This window comes from Candidatus Bathyarchaeota archaeon, from assembly GCA_026014685.1.
Classification (GTDB): domain Archaea; phylum Thermoproteota; class Bathyarchaeia; order Bathyarchaeales; family Bathycorpusculaceae; genus Bathycorpusculum.
Genome location: JAOZHW010000005.1, coordinates 273,571 through 290,408, shown reverse-complemented (window position 1 = coordinate 290,408; position 16,838 = coordinate 273,571). Strand labels below are relative to the sequence as shown.

General features: G+C 48.3%; 19 protein-coding genes. 14 read left to right on the top strand and 5 right to left on the bottom strand.

Features of this window, described 5'->3' with window-relative positions:
• Window positions 1–14: 14 nt before the first annotated feature.
• Together NWE96_03875 and cobD are read right to left on the bottom strand one after the other, a co-directional pair.
• Window positions 15–1,013, bottom strand: coding sequence for a cobalamin biosynthesis protein (locus NWE96_03875; protein ID MCW3983114.1), 999 nt, complete (start codon window positions 1,011–1,013; stop codon window positions 15–17).
• Window positions 1,014–1,020: 7 nt separating this feature from the next.
• On the bottom strand, window positions 1,021–2,154 hold the full coding sequence (cobD, locus tag NWE96_03870; GenBank protein ID MCW3983113.1) for a threonine-phosphate decarboxylase CobD: 1,134 nt from the start codon (window positions 2,152–2,154) through the stop codon (window positions 1,021–1,023).
• 154 nt (window positions 2,155–2,308) lie between these two features.
• Here cobD and NWE96_03865 point away from each other — a divergent pair, with 154 nt between their 5' ends.
• The 5 genes from NWE96_03865 to NWE96_03845 are packed head-to-tail and all read left to right on the top strand — an operon-like array spanning window position 2,309 to window position 4,654.
• Window positions 2,309–2,491 (top strand): hypothetical protein, encoded by a 183-nt coding sequence (locus NWE96_03865; GenBank protein ID MCW3983112.1) that lies wholly within the window; start codon window positions 2,309–2,311, stop codon window positions 2,489–2,491.
• 42 nt (window positions 2,492–2,533) lie between these two features.
• Entirely contained in the window at window positions 2,534–3,331 is a 798-nt protein-coding gene (gene dph5, locus NWE96_03860) for a diphthine synthase (GenBank protein MCW3983111.1), read from the top strand.
• Window positions 3,328–3,609 carry a DUF357 domain-containing protein gene (locus NWE96_03855; protein ID MCW3983110.1) on the top strand — a complete coding sequence of 94 codons (282 nt, stop codon included), beginning with the start codon at window positions 3,328–3,330 and terminating at the stop codon, window positions 3,607–3,609. Before dph5 ends, NWE96_03855 begins: the two co-directional genes overlap by 4 nt.
• Window positions 3,579–4,043: an FAD synthase gene (locus tag NWE96_03850; GenBank protein MCW3983109.1), complete on the top strand. Its 465-nt coding sequence runs from the start codon at window positions 3,579–3,581 to the stop codon at window positions 4,041–4,043. The genes NWE96_03855 and NWE96_03850 overlap by 31 nt, the downstream gene beginning before the upstream one ends.
• Window positions 4,044–4,048: 5 nt before the next feature.
• Window positions 4,049–4,654, top strand: coding sequence for a rhomboid family intramembrane serine protease (locus NWE96_03845; protein MCW3983108.1), 606 nt, complete (start codon window positions 4,049–4,051; stop codon window positions 4,652–4,654).
• Here the strand turns inward: NWE96_03845 and NWE96_03840 are convergent.
• Entirely contained in the window at window positions 4,651–5,340 is a 690-nt protein-coding gene (locus NWE96_03840) for a CTP-dependent riboflavin kinase (GenBank protein ID MCW3983107.1), read from the bottom strand. The genes NWE96_03845 and NWE96_03840 overlap by 4 nt on opposite strands.
• Before the next feature lie 127 nt (window positions 5,341–5,467).
• Here NWE96_03840 and NWE96_03835 point away from each other — a divergent pair, with 127 nt between their 5' ends.
• Window positions 5,468–6,241 (top strand): class I SAM-dependent methyltransferase, encoded by a 774-nt coding sequence (locus NWE96_03835; protein MCW3983106.1) that lies wholly within the window; start codon window positions 5,468–5,470, stop codon window positions 6,239–6,241.
• Between the two features lie 72 nt (window positions 6,242–6,313).
• The gene (locus NWE96_03830; GenBank protein ID MCW3983105.1) at window positions 6,314–7,294 is read left to right on the top strand and encodes a zinc metalloprotease HtpX; all 981 of its coding nucleotides are present in this window, start codon (window positions 6,314–6,316) and stop codon (window positions 7,292–7,294) included.
• Here NWE96_03830 and NWE96_03825 read toward each other — a convergent pair.
• Window positions 7,291–7,914 carry an MBL fold metallo-hydrolase gene (locus NWE96_03825; GenBank protein ID MCW3983104.1) on the bottom strand — a complete coding sequence of 208 codons (624 nt, stop codon included), beginning with the start codon at window positions 7,912–7,914 and terminating at the stop codon, window positions 7,291–7,293. The genes NWE96_03830 and NWE96_03825 overlap by 4 nt on opposite strands.
• Before the next feature lie 324 nt (window positions 7,915–8,238).
• Here NWE96_03825 and NWE96_03820 point away from each other — a divergent pair, with 324 nt between their 5' ends.
• Genes NWE96_03820 through NWE96_03810 form a run of 3 tightly spaced genes read left to right on the top strand, consistent with a single transcriptional unit; the run spans window position 8,239 to window position 11,296 of the window.
• Window positions 8,239–8,376, top strand: a complete 138-nt coding sequence (locus NWE96_03820) for a hypothetical protein (protein MCW3983103.1) — start codon at window positions 8,239–8,241, stop codon at window positions 8,374–8,376.
• Window positions 8,377–8,412: 36 nt separating this feature from the next.
• Window positions 8,413–10,341 (top strand): 2-oxoacid:ferredoxin oxidoreductase subunit alpha, encoded by a 1,929-nt coding sequence (locus NWE96_03815; protein ID MCW3983102.1) that lies wholly within the window; start codon window positions 8,413–8,415, stop codon window positions 10,339–10,341.
• A complete protein-coding gene (locus NWE96_03810) occupies window positions 10,331–11,296 on the top strand; it encodes a 2-oxoacid:ferredoxin oxidoreductase subunit beta (protein ID MCW3983101.1) in 966 nt (321 codons plus the stop codon). Before NWE96_03815 ends, NWE96_03810 begins: the two co-directional genes overlap by 11 nt.
• A gap of 113 nt (window positions 11,297–11,409) precedes the next feature.
• Here the strand turns inward: NWE96_03810 and NWE96_03805 are convergent, their stop codons facing one another.
• A complete protein-coding gene (locus tag NWE96_03805) occupies window positions 11,410–11,781 on the bottom strand; it encodes a cupin domain-containing protein (protein ID MCW3983100.1) in 372 nt (123 codons plus the stop codon).
• Window positions 11,782–12,095: 314 nt separating this feature from the next.
• Between NWE96_03805 and nrdR the strand changes: the two genes are divergently transcribed.
• From nrdR to NWE96_03785, 4 genes are all read left to right on the top strand, one after another.
• Complete coding sequence (nrdR, locus tag NWE96_03800; protein MCW3983099.1) at window positions 12,096–12,545, top strand: transcriptional regulator NrdR; 450 nt, start codon at window positions 12,096–12,098, stop codon at window positions 12,543–12,545.
• Window positions 12,542–14,668, top strand: a complete 2,127-nt coding sequence (locus tag NWE96_03795) for a ribonucleoside triphosphate reductase (GenBank protein MCW3983098.1) — start codon at window positions 12,542–12,544, stop codon at window positions 14,666–14,668. The genes nrdR and NWE96_03795 overlap by 4 nt, the downstream gene beginning before the upstream one ends.
• Before the next feature lie 15 nt (window positions 14,669–14,683).
• Entirely contained in the window at window positions 14,684–15,361 is a 678-nt protein-coding gene (locus tag NWE96_03790; protein ID MCW3983097.1) for an anaerobic ribonucleoside-triphosphate reductase activating protein, read from the top strand.
• A 378-nt stretch (window positions 15,362–15,739) separates the two neighbouring features.
• Entirely contained in the window at window positions 15,740–16,831 is a 1,092-nt protein-coding gene (locus NWE96_03785; protein MCW3983096.1) for a flippase-like domain-containing protein, read from the top strand.
• Window positions 16,832–16,838: the final 7 nt, after the last annotated feature.

Below are 16,838 nucleotides of genomic sequence, written 5' to 3'. Positions count from 1 at the left end.
AGGTTAAAACAGTTTTAAAACTTAAATGGAATCAAAGGCCGCAGTGACCCAACAACCCAGACCCTTACAACCAAAATTGGAACCACGACCACTAAGCCAAACAACGCCGCTGTCAAAGTCATAACACGCAACGCTTTCCCTATGTCCGCGTGAGATATGTGGCCGTGGTCGTCGCCCAGAGTGTAGTGACCCTGCTTTTCGAGTTGAATGTTGAGTGCGCCAGCCATGGCAGATATGGTGAAGCCTGCGTTCGGGCTTGCCGTTTTGTGTTTGTCACGTTGCAAGATGCGCCAAGATTCACGCCAGTCTTCACGGAGCAAAAAGGCTGAGGCAACCATCAGGTACGCAGTAATTCTTGAGGGCAAATAGTTGGTTAATGTGTCCATTTTCGCGCTGAACCACCCGATGTTTCTGTACTCCGCGTTCTTGTAACCCACCATAGAATCTAACGTGTTAATGACTCGGTAAGCGAATGCGCCTGGGACACCGAAGAGGGCAAAGAAAGTGAAGGGTGCAGTTATCCCGTCGGTTGTGCTTTCCGCGATGGATTCGACGGCTGCAGAGATGATTTGTCGTTCGTTAAGGCTGTTTGGGTCACGTCGAACGATGTAGGGAAGCCATTTGCGTGCGCCGTCTATGTCGTTGTTCTTGAGCGCTGCCGCGATGGGTTTAGTGTATTGCCCCATGCCGCGGATTGCAAATGTTGCCTTAAACAGGATTGCGCCTACGATGATGTAGGGGATAGAGCCAAAAGAAAACCGCAGCCACAGCAACAAGGCGCCAACTGGAACCGCAACAATCAGCATAATCGCCAGCGCCATCAAGACGCCGTTAGCTTTCTCCACGCGCGGGTTTGGATGTTTGGCTCTCTTTTTGAGAAACAGGATGAGTTTGCCTATACCGATGGTGGGGTGGATTCTGTCTGGGTACTCGCCTAAAGCAAGGTCGATTAGGAAGGCTAATGCGAAGATGAAGAGGGAATCAGTGAACCATGACAAGTCAAACGCGAACATGGCACAATCAAACCGACTTTAGCGCCCTCTTAAACGCTTCGATTAACCGCACGTTTTCCTCGTGGGTTTTAACAGCGACTCTTATGTAGAATTCGTTTAGTCCGACAAAGGAGCTGCAGTCTCGGATGAGGATGCCTTGCTGGAGCATTCTGTGTTTGAGGTTGTTAGCGGTTATGTTGGCATTACGGATGTCTATGAAAAAGAAGTTGGCGTCGGGCGGCTCAAAACTAAAGCCTTTGATTGCAGCAAGTTCTCTTTGGAGCCACGCTTTTTCCTTCTTGATTAACTCCCGCGTCACCAAGAGGTGTTCTTCGTCTTCTATGGCGGCGACCGCAGCAGCCTGCGCTAAACAGTTAACGTTCCAAGGAATCTTGGCGCACAACAGCACATTGGCGATTTCTTTGGAAGTTATCCCATAGCCGACTCGCAGCCCTGTTAATCCGAAAATCTTGGTAAAGGAACGCAGAACAAACAGGTTCGGAAACTTGGCGAGGTTTTTGATTTGTGTGAGGTCTTTTTCGTTGTCTACGAATTCTAAAAAGTCCTCGTCAAGAAAAACCAAAACGTCATTTGAAAGTGCAGTTTCGAGGATGTCCGTCAAGGTGTCTTTTGGGATGAGTTTGCTGGTGGGGTTGTTGGGGTTGCAGAGAAACGCCATCTTGCAGCCCGCCATCTCCCGCTTGAACGCCTCCGTCTCCACTTGGAAACTGCTGTTTAACCTGACGAACTTCGGGGCTTCCCCTGTTTTGCGGACCGCACTTTCGTATTCGCCGAAGGTCGGTGCAGCCATAAGCGCTTTGTCGCCTTTCTTGAGGAAAGCCTCTGCAAAAAGGTACATCAACTCGGTTGAACCGTTACCAACTACTATGTTGTCTTTTGTTATGCCGCTGAAGTGGCTTGCAATAACCTGCCGTAACGCGTTAGAGTTGGAGTCCGGGTAAGCCGCCACCGTGTTAAATGCCTCTTTGGCGGCGTCAAGAGCCTTCTTTGAGGGACCCAGCGGATTGACGCTTGAACTGAAATCCAAAATCTCTTGCGGTTTTAGCCCGCTTTCTTTTGCGGCACCATAAACCTCTGCGCCGTGTGGGCAGGGTTTGAGGTTTTTTATGTTATCCCTGACTAAACTCTCAATAGGCTTCATTGCATGTGTTCCCTGTGCCGCTAAATTACATGCTTTTGTTAAACGTAAATCATATAAAGGTTTGGTCGACTGACTTGAACGGTTAAGTTTGTGCAAAAGGATTATCTCGGTTGGCAGCTATGTTGTTTATGGGCTTTTGCCGAGGGAGCAGGCGATGAGTGAAAAAATCGATAAACACAAAATTGAAGAATTAAAAAAGATGGTTAAAGAAAAAGACCCCAAACAACCCATAGAGCAACTTTTAACTGTCTTCTGTGAACGCCACGGCTTAACCATGGGAACATGCCGATACTACTACAACACGTTGGTTGACAGGGGCGAAATTAAAGAAAAATAACTTAAACCCCCCACGCCAGATAACTTAGTTTAGGGCTAAGATTTGAGTGAACTCGTATTCGTAGGGTTAGGGTTAAACGACGACAAAGGCATCACGCTTAAAGGCTTAGAAGAAACCCAAAGTGCAACCGCCGTGTTTATGGAAACATACACTAGTCGCATGCCAGACTTCAACTTGGAACGCTTCGAAGCGCAAATCGGCAAAAAAGTTCAGCTTATCACACGTAGCGACCTCGAAGAAGACAGCGGCAAAGTCATCCTCCAAGCCGCCAAAAGCGGCAAAGCAGTGTTTTTGGTGCCCGGCGACCCCTTCATCGCTACCACCCACGTCACGTTGCGCATTGACGCAGAGAAAATGGGGATAAAAACCCGCGTCGTCCACGGCATATCCATCATGTCTGCCATAGTGAGCCTTTCAGGTTTGCATAACTACAAATTCGGCAAAACCGTCACCGTTCCCTTCGCAGATAACTTCTCTGAAACCCCCTACAACGTCATAGTACAGAACAAAAAGTTGGGTTTGCATACATTGTGTCTTTTGGATTTAAGAGCCGCAGAGGGCAAGTACTTGTCGATTAAAGATGCACTTAAGCAACTACAGATGGTGGAGGAGAAAAAGAAGCAGGAAGCCATCACGCCATTGACGGTTGCCGTTGGAATCGCCAGAGCAGGAAGCAACAACCCCCTCGTAAAGGCGGGTTTCGTTAAGGATTTGGTTGACTGGGACTTCGGGGAACCACCATTTAGCCTCATTATTCCGGGGGATTTGCATTTTATGGAAATCGACGCGCTCCTCGCTTTTGCGGGTGCACCCGACGAGTTTAGGAGGCTGGCTAAATGAGCGTCGAGTTTCTCGCATCCAAATACATCGCCTCAGCTGAGAAAGTTTTTGCGGAACTGGAACGCAAACCAACCCCAATCAGCGTATCCGAGGAGACTGTGGAGGCGGTTTTGAGTTGGGCAACCGATTACCTAAACGATGCAAAGTATTATAAGCAGCAGGGCAAGCTTGAAACCAGCTTAACGTCTGTAGCTTACTGTGAAGGGCTACTGGACGCATTAAGATTAATCGGTGCAGTGAACTTCCAATGGCCAACCAAACAACCAAACCAAGAGTAGTCCTTGCCTCAGGCGTATTTGACCTACTTCACCTTGGGCACGTACGTTTCTTGGAGGACGCAAAAAAATCAGGCGGACCACACGCGAAATTAATCGTTATCGTCGCAAGAGACAGCACTGCAGAAAAGTTGAAGGGAAAAAAACCCATCATGAACGAAGATCAGCGGCGCGCCCTTGTGGAGTCGCTTAAGGTTGTGGATGAAGCGGTTTTGGGTTATGAAGGCTTAGACATCGGCGAGGTACTCGCGAAAATCAAACCCGACGTAATCGCTTTGGGTTACGACCAAGCAGAGATGGAAAACGAAGTCAAAACCTACCTAACTCAGCATAAATTGGGTGTTGCTGTTGTTAGGATTGGCAAGTTTGGGGAGAATACTTTAGATAGCTCCACAAAGATTAAACAACAAATAATCGACAAACTCGCCAAACGGTAAACACCATGAAGAGCGACAAGTACAAGCCCACCTACATACTAATTGCCTTAAACGTGGCTATCTACATCGCAGGCGCCATCGTGGGCGGCAACGCCATAGAAACAGGCGACAGTGTCGTGTTGGTTTGGGGACAGGTTAACGCATTCGTATTCGCAGGAGCTTACTGGCAACTCTTCACATCCATGTTCATCCACGCCTCGATTTTCCACCTCGTCGGCAACATGCTGTTTCTGCTCATCTTTGGATTACGCGGAGAAGAAATGTTCTCGTTACCCGAATACCTCGGCATCTACTTTTTAGGTGGCTTAGCAGGCAACTTGCTGTCACTTTTGTTTGGCCCCAACTTTATCTCAGTAGGCGCTTCAGGAGCCATATTTTCAATGTTTGGGGCATGTTTAATTTACGATAGACGCTCCGTTCGGCAATCCATATTGGGGGCGGTGGTGTTTGCGTTTTTCTTGTTTTTCATAAACACAGGCGAAGGCGTAAACATACTTGCACATTTAGGCGGCTTACTGGTTGGTTTGTTGCTCGGTTACGTTATAGCGTCCAGACGCAAACCTGAACAGCAAATCAACTACCAGTTCCAGTACAGAAACACGCCTTTTTAGAGGCCTGTGCAGATTTCCACTTTAACTTTGTTTCCGTCTTTGAGCCCTAACTGCTTGCGAAGGCAAACAGGAGCAATCAACTCAAGCACCGACGCGTCGTAGTGGCTGCGTTTAGCTGTGACCAAAGCGCCTTTGATTTTGCCGCCGATGACTGCATGGTAGCATCTGACGAGTCCATAGCTGCGTCCTTCTCCTTGAAAACCCATAACTTCTATGGCGGGGTACGATTCGAGTTCAGCGCGGGTTTTTATGTCGTAGTCATCTGATAATCTAACGTTTAATGTACCAGGGTATGGTTCGAACCCCAATTTTTTAGTTATCTGTTTTCTGTAGTCAGGCTTCGATACATAGTATGCGCCTTCGCCGAGTCCAGTGAAAACGGTGCCTTCCAGAGTTACCGAGGGCGGATACGATTTTTCCATAAGTACCTTGAGGTTAGAGTACAGTTTTTGGAGTTCACAATTTCCTTGAGGTTCGATTTTAATCAAGCTTCCATCAGGGGTAACTTTGCGCGCAATCCAACCCTGACGTTCCAACTCGATAAGGTAGCGTGACGCGGTCTGCTGGCTGAAGCCAAGTTTTTTGGCTAAGTACTCGGTTGAGATTTTCGCGGTCCGATTGTACGCGCCCATTTCAGCCAGTTTAAGCAACATATAGAGGTGCTGCCAATCCGCTTTGTCAGTCAAACAGAGGTCTCCGCTGGATTAGTCAATGAGCGGTTGAATATTTAAGCGGCTCGAAACAGAATCACTAAAAACCCCGCCGCCAAAATTAATCTTTGAGGCCAAGTGAACGGCAAACGTTTTCGACAACATGGGCAGCATCTGGGCAGAACTAGCCGATAAAAGCCACACCGAACGCCAAATCAGCTTCCTAAAAAACCACCTTAAACGCGGAGGGGTCGTTTTGGATGTTGCTTGCGGCACTGGACGCCACCTTACCACTTTGAGCGAGGCTGGGTTTGATATGGTCGGGTTGGATGCTTCCGCGAACTTGCTAAGAATCGCTAAACAGCGGCAGCCTTCTGCTCAACTGGTTAGAGGCGACATGCGGTTTTTGCCTTTCAAAACAGACGCCGCCACTGCAGCCATCAGCATGGACACAAGCCTCGGTTACCTGCCCCAAGAAAAAGACGACCAACAAAGCCTCGCCGACCTCCACCGCGTGCTTGGGCGCGGGGCTGTTTTGGTGTTGGATGTCTTCAACCCTGAACACCTCTCGCTCAAGTATGGTCACAGGGGGCTTTTGAAGCGTCTAAAATGGGCAGCCTTACCCCTGATGCTGAAGTTACATAGTCGCTGGCTACTGTTTCGAGTCTTCAAATGGCGCGAGTATCCGAGCTTTTGTCTTCTCCAAAAGAGAACTGTAAGCCACAGTGACGATTTGCTGTGCGATTTGTGGGTGGTTTGGGAAAAATCGACTGGAAAACTGGCTTATTTTGAGCACCGCGTCCGTTTATACGATAAAAGCAAGTTGCAGGCACTGTTGGGCAGCGTGGGGTTTGCTGTCGAGGAGGTTTATGGTGATTATGATGAGCAAAGATTCGCCGCATATTCTCCGAGACTTATTTTCAAGTCAAAAAGTTAAACAACATTTTCTGTTTAATTTGGAAAAAAAGTTATAAGTTCCTAAAAAGAAGTCACTGGGGAAGTGAGTTTCATGAACGCTTGGAAACTGCGTTTTTCCATGGTTGCCACCTTAGCAGCCATCTTTGGGTTAACCACACTGGTCTTCTCGGCTGTGTTGCTATACGTCGGGTACTTTAGCATAATAACAGTCGGAGTGCTAGTGGTGGTGCTAAACGTTGTGCAGTGGCTTCTCTCACCTTACTTGGTGGGCGCCATCTACCGCGTTAAAGAATTAAAAGAAGGCGACAACCCCAAAATACACAGAATGGTCGATGAATTAAGCAAGAAAAGCAAAATCAAAAAACCCCAAGTCATGCTCTCTCAAATCAAACTACCCAACGCATTCGCCTATGGCTCACCGCTAACTGGCAGCAGAGTTGCAGTAACCGAGGGATTACTAAACAGCCTCGATGACGGAGAAGTAGAAGCCGTAATCGGCCACGAACTAGGCCACCTAAAACATCGAGACGTACAAGTCATGATGGTCGTCTCCTTCTTGCCTGCACTGTTCTACTACATCGGCTGGACCATGATGTGGTCAGGCATGCTGGGCGGAAGCCGCAGAAACGACAGCGGCGGCAACAACGCCCTACTCGGCATCGCATTCATGGCTTTCTCATGGGTTCTCACACTGTTCACCCTATACTTAAGTCGACTTCGCGAATACTACGCTGACCGCCACAGCGCCTCCATCGTTGAAAACGGCGCAGAAAAACTCTCCACTGGATTAGTCACCATAGTCGAGGAAAGCAGACGAAGTGGCAGATCAAACCAGCAGCAAAACAAAAACAACAACGCCTTCAAAGCCCTCTTCATCTCCGACCCCGACCGCGCCAACGTTGACTCTGCAGAACTCCACGCCAACCAAGTGAACAGCAAACAAGACCTGCTCCGACAGAAACTCTCAGAGAAACCGACTCAAACTGACGCCATCATCGAAATCTTTTCCACCCACCCCAACATAATCAAACGCCTCCGCGCATTACAGGAACTCCGCAAAAACGCTAGTTAGTAGAGTAAGTCGGGGCTTCGGTGCTCAAAGAAGGGGTTAACTCTTTTTTCTTCCCCCATCATCGATGTTTCACCGTGGCCAGGATAAATGATGAGTGCGTCAGGCAGTGCTTCCAGTTTTCGCAGCGACCGCGTCATATCGAGCATTGAGCCTTCAGGGAAGTCTGTTCTGCCGATGCCGCCTGCAAATAACGTGTCACCAGTGAAGATTAAGTGGTCTCCAAGTAGACATATGCAGCCTCGGGTGTGGCCGGGGGTATGGATGACTTTTAGGGTTTCCTTGCCGAACTGTATTAGGCTGCCCTCTTCAAGCAGGATGGGGGCGGGTGTTTTGTCTGTTTGTAGGCTTTCGATGAAGTAGGCGTCGAGTTTATGGATGCATATGGGTACGTTGAATTTTTCTTGAAAGATTTCGTCGCCTTTTATGTGGTCGCTGTGACCGTGAGTGTTGATTATGTATTTGATTTTTAGCTGCGCCTGCTCAATGTAGTCTAGAATCGACTGCGCTTCGGAATAGTAATCCAAGCCAGGGTCAATTATAATTGCTTCTTTTGTGTCGTGGCAGCTTGCTACGTAACAGTTGGTTGATAACATTCCGACGGTAAACGTTTCGATTAGCATACAAACCAAACCTTCTCAGTAATCTCTATATCAGAAGCACAATATACCATTTTGCTTTCTAAAACCAGGGTAACACAAAAATGCAGCCGCCACGCATTTTGATAGCCTCCAAGCGCGCCCACCCAAAAAAGAGAAAGAGTACTTCCGCCCTTTTGAAGTCACGCGACCTCTCTTGCGCTACCTCCCCTCCCTACCTCAAATGGAACTAATACTACCAAGAAAACGGTTTATTGGTCTTTTTTGGTTTACGCTACGTCTGTTTGGTTTCTGGGAAACCTTAAATTCACCGTTACGCCCAGAGTACTTGTGGCAGAGGCGAAGAGGATGAGCAAACAAGATCAGCCTCGTTGCACATACTGCGGCAACTTTATCGACGACTGCAAATGTGTTTGCCCCTACTGCGGGGAAACCGCGAAATGCACTTGCTGTATAGGCACCGATAAAGCAACCGGCGGCGGATAAAGGCCACAAAACAGAATTCTGAACTGGGAAAGCGATATGGTAATTGAAAGCATAAACTGGATGGCGGGTGGACCGCAAGGAAGCGGCGTAGATACAGCTTCAACTATCTTTGGCAGAGCCTGCGGATACGGTGGTCTCTACGTTTACGGCAGACGTGAATACCACTCAAACATCAAAACCCTGCACAGCTACTTCCATCAACGCGTCAGCAAGCAACCTACACTTGCAAACATTGCGGATGTGGATTTGTTGGCGGCGTTTGATGCGGAGACGGTGGTGCGGCATGTCGGCGAAGTCGTGAGTGGAGGCGGCGTGATTGTGGATTCCCGCGACCTAAACGTCAACGTTTTACGTGACATCGCGACGTTCAGCGAAGACTACAAGACAGTGGTGCGTGCATTCCAAAAAAACAACGGCGTCGGCGAAACCATAAACGATTTCCTCAACTTTGCCAAAGAAAAACAGATCCATGTTTTTCCTGTGCCCTACATGGACTTGCTGCAAGACATAGGCAAGCAACTTAACATCGAAAAAATAAGTACACTATCCAAAATGATCAATGTCCTTTCAATCGGTGTATCGTTTGCGCTTCTAAAGTACGACCGTAACCTCGTTAAAGACGCAATCAAAGCCACCTTCAACGAAAAAATCGTCGCCATGAACATAGCAGCCGTCGAAACCGCATACAACTACACCGAAAAAACCTTCAATGTAAACGGTTTCAAACATAAACTCGAAAAACAACCCGCCCGCGAACCACGCATACTCCTAACAGGCAACCAAGCTGTTGCAATGGGCAAAATCTTAGGCGGCTGCAGAGTCCAAACATACTACCCCATAACACCCGCTGCAGACGAAAGCGAATACATAGAAGCTCACGAAATCCTCAAAACCAAAGGCGGAAGCCAAGAAGCCGTAATCGTGCTCCAAACAGAGGACGAAATTGCGGCAGTGAATTCTGCTTCAGGTGCATGTTTAACTGGGGCGAGAGCTGCAACCAGCACTTCTGGACCCGGTTTCTCTTTGATGGCTGAAGGTTTAGGTTGGGCAGGTCACAACGAAGTTCCCTTAGTCATAACCTACTACCAGCGTGGTGGCCCCTCAACGGGGCAGCCTACAAGGCACAGTCAGCAGGATTTGCGGTTTGCTATGCACGCAGCTCACGGCGAATTCGCAAGAATTATTCTTGCGTCAGGCGACATAGAGGAGTGCTTCTTTGACGCGGCAGAGGTTTTCAATTTAGCTGAGAAATACCAGATGCCCGTCATTCATCTGCTCGACAAGGGTTTAGCGAACTCTTCACAAACATACCCTGCTTTCGATTACAGCAAAGTGAAAATTGAGCGAGGCTTAATCGTCGGCGAAAAAGACCTCGAAGGTAAAACCTACAAACGCTTCGAATTCACAGAAAACGGCGTGTCTCCCCGCGCGTTCCTTGGCACAAAGAACGCTGTACAATGGTACAGTGGCGACGAACACAACGAGATGGGCAACATAAACGAGGAGCCGACGGTGCGGCGCAAGATGATGGACAAACGAGTCGGCAAACTTGAATTGGTCGACAAAGATGTGCCCTTGGAGTTGAAAGTGAAGTTCTTCGGCGACGAAAAATCAGAAAACATCGTCTTAAGCTGGGGCTCACCTAAAGGCGCCATCATCGAAGCCCTAAACCAACTCAAAGAAGAAGGCTACAGCTTAGGGTTTTTGCAGGTCCGCATGATTCATCCACTTCCCTCTGCCTACATAAAGCAGCTGCTTAAGGATAAAAAACGGATAATTGACGTGGAGGATAACTGGACTGCCCAACTCGGCGGCGTAATAGCCGAGCACACAGCCATCAAACCTACACATTATATCCTCAAATATACAGGTAGACCCATGATGACAACCGAAGTATACAAAGCAATTAAAGCAGTTTTAGATGACAAAGCCGCTGAGCGGGAGGTGTTGACGCTTGGCGCATAAACCCTCAGACTACAAGTCAAGCGTCTACGTGGACTGGTGCCCCGGTTGTGGAGACCACGGTATAGTATCCGCTGTGCAGATGGCGCTTGCAGAGTTAGCACTGGAACCACACAACGTGGTTATCGTTTCAGGGGTGGGTAACGCAGCTAAACTTCCTCACTTTGTCAAAGTCAACGGCGTCCACACTTTGCACGGCAGGCTGCTGCCTTTTGCAATGGGTATAAAGACGGCAAACCCCCACCTCGAAGTCATAGGAGTGGGTGGAGACGGGGACGGTCTCGGCATCGGTGCAGGACACTTCGTGAACACGGGGCGCCGAAACATCGATTTGACTTATCTGCTACATAACAACGGCGTTTACGGTTTAACCAAAGGACAAGCCTCACCTACCTTGCGTTTGGGGTTAAAGACTAAGTCTCTGCCGAAACCCAACATCAACGAAGGCATCAACGCCGTCGCGTTAGCAATCACATCTGGCTACACTTTTGTGTCCCGCTCATATGCGTTTGACATAATCCACCTAAAAGACACCATCAAACAGGCCATTTTGCACAAAGGGTTGGCGCTTGTGGAGATTTTGCAGCCCTGCCCGCCGTACAATGATATTAACACTAAAGACTGGTACGCAGGCGCAGACCGCATAGACCCCCTAACTGGTCAACCGCAACCCCGCCTCTACAAACTCCAAGACATAGGGTTTGACCCCTTGGTCCGAGAAGAAAATGAAATCTTTAAGAAGAAAGTTGCAGGCATGGAAAAAGCTCAGGAATGGGGCGACAAAATCCCCATAGGCGTATTCTACCAAAACCCGCTTGAACCCACGTTCCAAGAGCGCTTTGCTAAACGCATACCCTTCTACTTGCAGACTCCGCCAGCTAAGCAGCAGCTTAAAGACGAAAACGGTAATTCAACGGTTGATTTAAGCGAGTTCATGGATGACTTAAAAACAAGCTAAATTTAAGGAGAGGTAAGAAGTTTCTCCTTTCTCCTCGCTTTTCTCCTGTTGTCCTTCTCAAAACAAGTATGGCGGGTTTTGCTTATAACCCGTATTTCCAAGTTGGGAATATGTCACTGCTTATCGGTTTCTTCATCGACGTAGCAGTCTTCGGTAAAGCGCGGGGTGCATACACAGTAAAAAACTAGATCCTTTTGACCTGTGTTTGTCATTTTCTGTGAAGTTAGAGGGGGAATCACAACGACATCGCCGACAGTGACCTCTGTGGGTTGGAGGTTGCCGACGGTGACTACTCCTTTGCCGCTTGTTATGATGTAGATTTCTTGTACTCCTTTGGTTAGGTGGTGTGCTTTGGTTGTTACGCCCGGTTTGATTGTGGCGCGGGCAATTGAAACGGCGGGGTCGCTGTGGTTTTCAGCTATATAGCACTTCTCAGGAGTGAGGTATTCGAGGGGTTGGTTGGCGCGCACGATTTTTGGGGTCATTTTCGTATCTCTTTTGGTTTTTGTTTGTTGATTTTGGGGTGTATTATGGGGGTTGCGGGTTTTTTATTTATAGTGTTTACGCAATCTTTAACCAATGTATGTATTTACGTAGAATGGGCTGTTTTTCCGTTTTAGTCGTTTTTCTGGGTTTTTATATGTTGAGTTTTTTGTGTATTTTTCATGGAGTTAACTTGATGGGTTTATGGTTGTTTGAGGTTTTAATGTAAAAAATTATTATATATGCGCTAACTGTAGTGTACTGAATTAGCCTGCTAACACTACGCTTAAAATCAAGCACGAGTGTATATAATATAATGAGATGCCCCTACTGCAACTCTGAAGAATCAAAAACCCTCGAAACCCGAGACTCCCCCGAGAACACCACCCGCAGACGCAAAGAATGCATAACCTGCGGAAAACGCTACACCACCTACGAATACCTCGAAACCATCGAACTCATGGTCCGCAAAAAAGACGGGCAACTACAACGCTTCGACGTCAACAAAATCATACGTGGGCTCCAGAAAGCATGCGAAAAACGCCCAGTAACCATGAGTCAAATCACCGAACTAGCTGAACAAGTCCGACAAGACCTCATGCTTAAAGGCACACAAGAAGTTGCGTCCAGAGACATCGGCGATTTAATCATGAAGCGCTTAAAAGCCGTGGACCGCATCGCCTACATTCGATTCGCTTCAGTTTACAAAGAGTTTGAAGAGCCTGAAGATTTCAGGCGGTTACTTTCGGAAGTGAAGAAACAATGAAGTTTGTCCTAAAACGTGATAGTAAATTAGAACCATTCGATCAAGAAAGAATTACAACAGCCATTTGGAAAGCCGCCAAAGCAGTCGGCGGAAAAGACAAAGAGCAAGCAAAACGCATAAGCGACGAAGTCGTAGCGGAACTGCAAAAAATCTACGGCGACGACGGCGTCCCCACAGTAGAAGAAATCCAAGACTTAGTTGAGAAGCGACTAATCGAAAATGGGCACGCATCTACAGCTAAAGCATACATACTCTACCGCAAACAGCACACTGACATGCGGGAACTCGCCGCGCTACTGAGCTCCTCAGACATGGTAGACCAATACCTTGAGGTGGAGGACTGGCGAGTAAAAGAAAACAGCAACATGAGCTACTCACTACAGGGCCTAAACAATTATCTCTCCTCAGCAGTCATCGCCAAGTACTGGATAGCCCGCATCTACCCTGAAGACATCGCCGCAGCGCATTTCTCAGGCGACATACACATCCACGACCTCGGCGTTTTAGGACCCTACTGCGTCGGCTGGGACGTCAGCGACCTTTTGCTTTCAGGATTCGGCGGAGTCGCAGGCAAAATCGAGAGCAAACCCGCCAAACACTTCCGCACCGCACTAGGCCAAGTCGTCAACTTCTTCTACACCTTGCAGGGAGAAGCGGCAGGTGCACAGGCATTCAGCAACTTCGACACCTACCTTGCCCCCTTCATTCGCTACGACAACTTAACTCAGAAAGACGTGGAGCAGGCGCTACAGGAATTCTTCTTTAACATGAACGTGCCCACCCGCGTCGGTTTCCAAACCCCCTTCACCAACCTAACCTTAGACTTGAATGTACCTGACTTCATGAAAGACGAAGCCGTAATCTACAACGGCAAAGTCACATCCGACACTTACGGCGATTTCACCAAAGAGATGGAAATGTTCAACCTCGCATTCGCAGAGGGCATGAGGCAGGGCGACGCAAAAGGGCGTGTTTTCACTTTCCCAATCCCAACCTACAACGTTACCAAAGACTTCAACTGGGACTCACCAGTATCACAGGCGATCTTTGAAGTCACCGCCAAATACGGAGTTCCCTACTTCAGCAACTTTGTCAACAGCGACATGAAACCCGAAGACGTACGCAGCATGTGCTGTCGTCTACGCATTGATAACCGTGAGTTGCGCAAACGCGGCGGCGGCTTCTTCGGCGCAAACCCCTTAACAGGCAGCATCGGTGTAGTCACCCTAAACATCCCCCGCATCGGTTACCTGAGCAAAGATGAAGATGAATTCTTTGAGAAACTAAGCAACCTCATGGAAACCGCCAAAGCCAGCCTCGAATTGAAACGTAAAGTGCTTGAGACTTTCACAGAAAACGGATTGTACCCCTATTCACGCCGATACCTGCGCCACGTCAAGGAGAGCTATGGTAAATTCTGGAAGAACCACTTCTCCACCATCGGCATAGTCGGCGTTAACGAAGCCATTCTAAACTTGCTGGGAACAAACATCGCCTCAAAAGACGGCCAAGCCTTCGCAGTGAAAATGCTGACGTTTATGCGTAAACGTTTAGCAGATTACCAAGAAGAAACAGGCGCCATATACAACCTTGAAGCAACACCCGCAGAAGGCACCTCATACCGCTTAGCCCGCTTAGACAGAAAACGCTACCGCGACATCGTCTTCGCTAACCAAAAACACATAATCTCAGAACACGCAGAACCCTTCTACACCAACTCCTCACAGTTGCCAGTTGACTTTGCAGGCGACCTCTTCGACGCGCTAGAACACCAAGAATCACTCCAGACACTCTACACCGGCGGCACAGTCTTCCACATATTCCTCGGCGAACGGCTCAACTCTTGGAAAGCAGCCGCTGAACTCATCAAAAAAGTCAGCTGGAACTCCAAGCTGCCCTACTTCACATTGACACCCACCTTCAGCGTCTGCCCAACACACGGCTACACCGCAGGCGAACACAAAACCTGCCCCGCATGCGGCGCCAAAAGCGAAGTCTACAGCCGAGTCGTCGGATACCTGCGCCCCGTGGACCAATGGAACGACGGCAAACAAGCAGAATTCGCCATACGAAAAACCTTCGACCGATCAACAGTACTGCAAACGGTACCTCTAACAGTTTAAAGGTGAACACATAAAGTGAAGTTTAGTGGACTGCAAAAAACCAGTTTACTAGATTACCCTGACCGTGTAGCCTCAGTGCTATTTACACCTGGCTGCAACCTGCGGTGCCCATACTGCCACAACTACAAAATCGCCGTCGACCCCCAACCACCCTTTCTTCAAGAAGGCGCTGCACTGCAAATTTTGGAAAACCGAAAAAAATACGTGGACGCAGTGGTCATCACAGGCGGCGAACCCTGCATGCACAAAGAGTTACCCAAGTTTCTCTCTAAACTTAAAGAACGCGGATTTACGGTGAAGATAGATACAAACGGCTGCTATCCAAACGTGCTTGAAGAATGCCTGCCCACTGTAGATTACGTTGCCATGGATGTCAAAACAAGCCCAGAAAAATACAAACTGCTCGGCGCAACAGACACCGCCAGTGTAATGCGTTCAATAGAGTTGCTCAAAACAGGTAAAGTTCCATACGAATTCCGCACCACCGTTTGCCCCGAAATCGTAACAGAAAAAGACATAGCCGCCATAGGAGAAATGGTCAAAGGCACAAAAACCCTTGCACTTCAACAGTTCATACCCAACGACACACTCGACAAACGCTTCAAAACAATCAAACCGTATTCACCTGAAAAGCTACAGGAATTCGCTGAAATCCTAAAAAAGTCAGCAGACACAGTTCTGCTCAGACTTTAAACAACTTTTCCTAAAGCCTGCTTTTGAGAAAACAATCAGGGCATAGCTATTTCGTATCCGCACATGCTGGAACCACGCGACGTCTCAAAGCTGACCTCCCCTCCCTTATATAAAGGCGCAATGAACGGTTCAACTACGGGTTCGCCGCAAGGTGGTTTCAGCAGTCAGTGCCCATCTTCTTGCTTCAACTCCTGAAGGAAGTGCGGGCTTAGTCTGCTGCCTTTTACTTGCCACTTGATTAATATGCAGCCGAACCGAAGTTTACATGGAAACGGCATGGTAACCCAAGGAGCCGTAGCTTTTGGCTCATGCCCACAAAAGAGCAGCACAGTTGGGCTTGACGCTTTCTTTGGCGGGTAACGGTTATCATGCTAGAAGGTGGGAAAAAGACTGAAGTTGATTGGACGAAAAACCCTCTTGTTAATGTCCGTTGGTTTGGCAGCGTTTATGCTGTACTTGTGGTTTTTCGTCGGCTTCGAAGACCTCTTCAGCTTGCTTAGTCAACTAAACCTCTACCAGTACTCCCTGTTTTTGGCTTTAGCGGTCGCTGCGCTTTTTGCAGCCGTAATCTTCGACTCCCTCATCTGGCATAGCCTGCTAGATGTGCTCTCGGTAAAAGTCAAGCTTAGAAAACTGGTGCTCTACAACTGGATCGGCAACTTCATCGAACTAATCATACCCGCCGCAACCATAGGCGGAGAAGTCGCCCGCATAGCCCTATCACAAAAAGAAACCAAACACGACACAGGCATAGCCGCCGCCACCGTCATCGGCTCACGTTTAATCAGCACAGTTGTTTATTCAGGCGGTTTACTGGCGGGCTTTCTGCTTTTGCTCTTTACGCGTCAGCTGCCAGTTTATCTAATTACCCCCGTTATCTTGGTGACTTTGGGAACTGCTTCAGTCATTGCGTGCATCTTTTTAGTTGCCTTCAAAGAGGGCGCAGTTGACAAAATCGTAAAAATAATCTCTTTTATCACAAAGCGTGTGATTAAAAATCCTCAAAAACAAGAATCAATCCGCCAAAGAATCCATCATGGCCTCAGCTCGTTTAGCCTCGTCTTTCGAACCTTCAAAGACCACCCACACCAACTCGTAAAACCCGCACTCTACGCTGTGGCGGCATGGGTCTCAAATTTGGTTGTTTACTTGATGATTTTCTACTCGCTCAACTTCACAGCTATCTCTTTGGTTGACTTAGCAACGGTGTACTGCATAATCACAACAGTGGAAACCATATCGGCGGGTATCCCTGTGGGCGCAGTTGAAGTCACAATGATAAACCTGTTTGCCCTGTGTGGGGTTCCTATTGTGATTGCTGGGGCCGCCACCACTTTAGCGCGGTTGTTGACTTTTTGGAGTCAAGTCATCGTCGGTTACCCGCTTGCTGAATGGATAGGTGCAAAATCGCTACTCAAAGGCGGCATCAAAAGCCCATTTCACATCCAACACCAGCCAGTTCCTCATTGAAAGGGCA